The organism is Parvibaculum sp. (genome assembly GCF_049672805.1).
GTDB lineage: Bacteria > Pseudomonadota > Alphaproteobacteria > Parvibaculales > Parvibaculaceae > Parvibaculum.
Window position 1 is genome coordinate 1 of the sequence record NZ_JBATWS010000292.1, and the last position, 4,270, is coordinate 4,270.

The following is a 4,270-nucleotide window of genomic DNA, read 5'->3' on the forward strand; positions in this document are numbered from 1 at the left end:
TTTCCGGCAGCATGTGCGGCTCATCTTCCCGGCCATGCGTCATCGCATAATGCCAGCCAAGCAGGCCAATGCCGCCGAGCAGGAAGGTCACGCTGAAGGCTGACCAGAGGAATGTGCTTGCGGGCGGCTTGTTGCCCACCAGAGGCTCATGCGGCCAGTTATTCGTATAGCTGATGGTATCGTTAGGCCGTTCTGTCGTGGCTGCCCATGCGGTCCACCAGAAAAAGGCCGAGAGAAGACGCCGATGCTCGGCATCCGCGACGGTGCCATTCTTCATGGCGTAGTTTTCGCGCAGTTCCGCCGTGGCGGGATCATCGCCAAACAGGCTTTCATAATGCGCGGAGACGAGCGGAATGGCAGCCGCTCTTTCCTGTGAGAGTGTGATGGTATTGGTTGCGGGGTCGTAGGTGTTCGTCCGCATCAAGGGACGCAGGCGTCCTTCAAGCGTCGCCTGCCGCTCGCGCGAAAGCTCCGCATAGGGAACACCATCTTCAGCCTTGGCCCAGCTGTCAAGGACGCTCACTACTTCACGATGCAGCCAGTCAGCACTCCAGTCCGGCGCGACATAGCCGCCATGCCCCCAGATCGAGCCGAGCTGCATGCCGCCGATGGATTGCCAGACCTGACGTCCGCGCTCTATCTCGGCGCGGGTATAGATCGTGGTGCCCTCTTCCGAGACGACGAGATCCGGCATGGGAGGCGCTGCTTCGTGGATGCGTGAACCGCTCCACAGCAAGACACCAAAGGAAACAACGAGAAGCACTCCGAGCACAGTCCAAAGTTTTCTGGCATCGCTCATAGTCAGCCCCCTGATTTTCAGGCTGTTCTACACCTCACTGATGCAAAGCAGCGCAGACCGAATCCCTCTGACGCAATCTCCTGAAAAGGATAAGCCCTACTGAAAGTCGGGACAATAAAAAGATAGATCAATGATCGACCTTTTTGTCGCAGACGGCACCAAGGAGCCCGGCCAATATAGGTCCGCTCAGAACGGCCCGCGCGCGCGTCCCGCACAAAATCCTTGTGAGGCAGAGTGGTTTTTATATAATCACCATTATGCCAAAACGGATTGACCATGACGCCCGGCGTCGCCAGATTGCCAAAGCCGCCATCGAAGTGATCGGGGCGCAGGGGCTCGACAATACGCGGCTGGTTGATGTTGGTCGCGCCGCCAAGGTGACCACTGGCGCGATCACTCATTATTTTGATGGCAAGGATGCCGTGCTCCTCGCCGCACTTGACCATGTGGCGCAGCGTATTCTCTCTGCGCTCGCCAGCGAGGAAGCGACCGATGATCTCTTCGAGCTTGTGGCGGGGATACTGCCTGTAAACCAGAACGGGCTCCGGGACTGGCGCGTATGGATGAGCTTCTTTGGCCGCGCCGTGGGCGACCCTGCCCTCGCCCGGATCAACAAGACCTATTACGACGAGTTCCGCGACGGGCTTGCCGCCATCATCCGGCGTCATCAGCAGGAAGGAAAGCTCGCCTCTCATATCGATCCGGCTGTCACGGCTGATGCGATCATTTCCATCGTTGACGGCTTCTGCATCCGCGCGACGCTGGAGCGGAAGGACTGGCCACCTGCAAGGCAGAGAGCGCAGCTTGAAGCGATGCTGCGCCCGCTTCTGCCAGCGTCTGAAAAGAAATCTCGCGGGACGACAAACGCAAAGGGAGGAAAATGAAATGCCCCGGCTTGAGATGCTGCCAGCCACGGCAGCGCCAGAAGATGTTGTCGCCCTGCTGAAGCGCGACGGCGCCCTGATCGTGACGGACGTGCTCTCGCCTGACGATCTCTCGCGTATTCTCTCGGAGACCCAGCCCTATATCGACGCAACGGAGAATGGCCGCGACGACTTCACGGGCCACCTCACCACGCGCACGGGCGCGCTGGTTGCCCGCTCGCCTGCCTGCCGCGAGCTTGTGATGAACAGGATGGTGACGGATGCCGCCAATCTTTTCCTCAAGCCCTTCTGCGAACGGATACAGCTTCACCTCACCCAGATCATCCGCATAAAGCCCGGCCAGCCGAAGCAGGCCATCCATCGCGATCGCTGGGCATGGGGCGTGCATCTCAAATTTCTGGAACCGCAGTTCAACACGATCTGGGCAATTACGGACTTCACAAAGGAAAACGGCGCAACACAGGTTTGCCCCGGCAGCCTTGACTGGCCTGATGATTATCAGCCAACGGATGATCAGATCGGTTATGCCGAAATGCCTGCCGGCTCGGTGCTGATCTATTCCGGTGGCGTGTTTCATGGCGGCGGGGCGAATGTGTCCAATGGCGACCGCATCGGCATCAACATCACCTACACGCTTGGCTGGCTGCGGCAGGAAGAGAACCAGTATCTCTCCTGTCCGCCCGAAATTGCCCGCGAGTTCGATCCGGCATTACAGGAAATGCTCGGTTATGCACTGGGGGGTTATGCGCTTGGCTACTACACCCCGCCCCTTCCTCCCGGCGAAGGCCCGGAGGTCGTCCCGCCGGAATATGTCCTCGGTCGCGGGGACACAGGCGGCTCACAATTCGGGACAGACGAACTGCGCGCAGAAGTCGCCGCGGCCATTCGCGGGGAGAAATAAGACCAGGGGCGGCACCTTAATTCGTAACCGCCCCTTTTTCTCAGACGAGCCTGCTCTGCTCCACAGCTGCTTCCACGAAAGAACGGAACAGCGGATGGGGGTCAAAGGGCTTCGATTTCAATTCCGGGTGGTACTGCACGGCGATGAACCACGGGTGATCCGGGATTTCGACAATCTCCGGCAGAAGCCCGTCCGGTGACACGCCCGACACGACAAGACCTGTCGCTTCGATCTTGTCGCGATAGGTCATGTTGACTTCGTAGCGGTGGCGATGGCGCTCGGTGATGCGTGTCGTGCCGTAAATCTGCGCCACGCGGCTGCCGGGCGTCAGCACCGCTTCATAGGCGCCGAGCCGCATGGTGCCGCCGAGATCGCCATTCTCTGCGCGCTTCACCAATTCGTTCTCGCGCATCCATTCCGTCATCAAGCCGACAACGGGTTCATCCGTCGGGCCAAATTCGGTGGAGCTTGCTTTCGTCAGATTGCCGACATTGCGCAGCGCTTCGATGACGGCCATCTGCATGCCGAAGCAGATGCCGAAATAGGGGACGCCGCGTGTGCGGGCGAATTCGGCCGCGCGGATCTTGCCTTCCGAGCCGCGCTCGCCAAAGCCGCCGGGAACGAGAATGCCGTTCACCCCTTCAAGGTGATAGGCCGCCTCCTCCGTATCGAAGACTTCCGCTTCCACCCATTTCAGGTTCACGCGGACCTTATTCGCGATGCCGCCATGCACCAGCGCTTCGATGAGCGACTTATAGGCGTCCTTGAGGCCGGTGTACTTGCCCACAATAGCGATGGTCACTTCGCCTTCCGGCTCGCGGATATTGTGGGTGATGTTCTGCCAGCTTGCGAGGTTTGGGGGTGGCGCGTCCTTGATGCCGAAAACGGCAAGCACTTCATCATCCAGCCCTTCCAGATGATAGGCGTTCGGCACGTCATAAATCGTGTCAACATCCATCGCCTGGATCACGGCGCTTTCACGCACATTGCAGAAAAGCGCGATCTTGCGCTGCTCTTCCTTCGGGATGGGACGGTCGCAGCGGCACATCAGAATATGCGGCTGGATGCCGATGGAGCGCAGTTCCTTCACGGAATGCTGCGTCGGCTTGGTCTTCATCTCGCCGGCTGACGGGATATAGGGCAAGAGCGTCAGGTGGATGTAGCAGGTCTGGTCCCGCTCCAGCTCATTGCCGAGCTGCCGGATCGCTTCAAAGAAGGGCAGCCCCTCAATGTCGCCCACCGTGCCGCCGATCTCGCAGAGCACGAAGTCCACACCGCTATTGCCGGACAGGACGAATTCCTTGATCGCGTCCGTTACATGCGGAATCACCTGGACCGTGCCGCCGAGATAATCGCCGCGCCGTTCACGCGCGATAATCTCCTGATAGATACGGCCCGTTGTGATGTTGTCTGCGCGACTGGCGGGAACGCCGGTAAAGCGTTCGTAATGGCCGAGGTCGAGATCGGTCTCGGCCCCGTCATCCGTCACATAGACTTCGCCATGCTGGATCGGGGACATGGTCCCCGGGTCCACGTTAAGATACGGATCGAGCTTCCTGAGCCTCACGGAATAGCCACGCGCCTGCAACAGCGCGCCGAGCGCTGCGGATGCGAGACCTTTACCGAGGGAGGAAACCACGCCGCCGGTGATGAAGATGTACCGCGTCATGGGCCCCTAGATTACAC

General features: G+C 59.8%; 3 protein-coding genes and 1 pseudogene. 2 read left to right on the forward strand and 2 right to left on the reverse strand.

Annotation, left to right across the window (positions count from 1 at the left end; all coding sequences use genetic code 11):
- Window positions 1-799 (reverse strand): annotated as a pseudogene (locus WBF74_RS09310) (nitric-oxide reductase large subunit); the annotation flags it as partial.
- Window positions 800-1,056: 257 nt separating this feature from the next.
- Here WBF74_RS09310 and WBF74_RS09315 point away from each other — a divergent pair.
- Window positions 1,057-1,683 carry a TetR/AcrR family transcriptional regulator gene (locus tag WBF74_RS09315; RefSeq protein ID WP_424438579.1) on the forward strand — a complete coding sequence of 209 codons (627 nt, stop codon included), beginning with the start codon at window positions 1,057-1,059 and terminating at the stop codon, window positions 1,681-1,683.
- A 1-nt stretch (window position 1,684) separates the two neighbouring features.
- Complete coding sequence (locus tag WBF74_RS09320; RefSeq protein ID WP_424438582.1) at window positions 1,685-2,584, forward strand: phytanoyl-CoA dioxygenase family protein; 900 nt, start codon at window positions 1,685-1,687, stop codon at window positions 2,582-2,584.
- Window positions 2,585-2,624: 40 nt separating this feature from the next.
- Here the strand turns inward: WBF74_RS09320 and WBF74_RS09325 are convergent, their stop codons facing one another.
- Window positions 2,625-4,253: a CTP synthase gene (locus WBF74_RS09325; protein WP_424438585.1), complete on the reverse strand. Its 1,629-nt coding sequence runs from the start codon at window positions 4,251-4,253 to the stop codon at window positions 2,625-2,627.
- Window positions 4,254-4,270: the final 17 nt, after the last annotated feature.

Coding starts and splice junctions, on each gene's coding strand:
- WBF74_RS09315 (WP_424438579.1), top strand. CDS start 1,057: ATGCCAAAACGGATTGACCATGACGCCCGGCGTCGCCAGATTGCCAAA.
- WBF74_RS09320 (WP_424438582.1), top strand. CDS start 1,685: ATGCCCCGGCTTGAGATGCTGCCAGCCACGGCAGCGCCAGAAGATGTT.
- WBF74_RS09325 (WP_424438585.1), bottom strand. CDS start 4,253: ATGACGCGGTACATCTTCATCACCGGCGGCGTGGTTTCCTCCCTCGGT.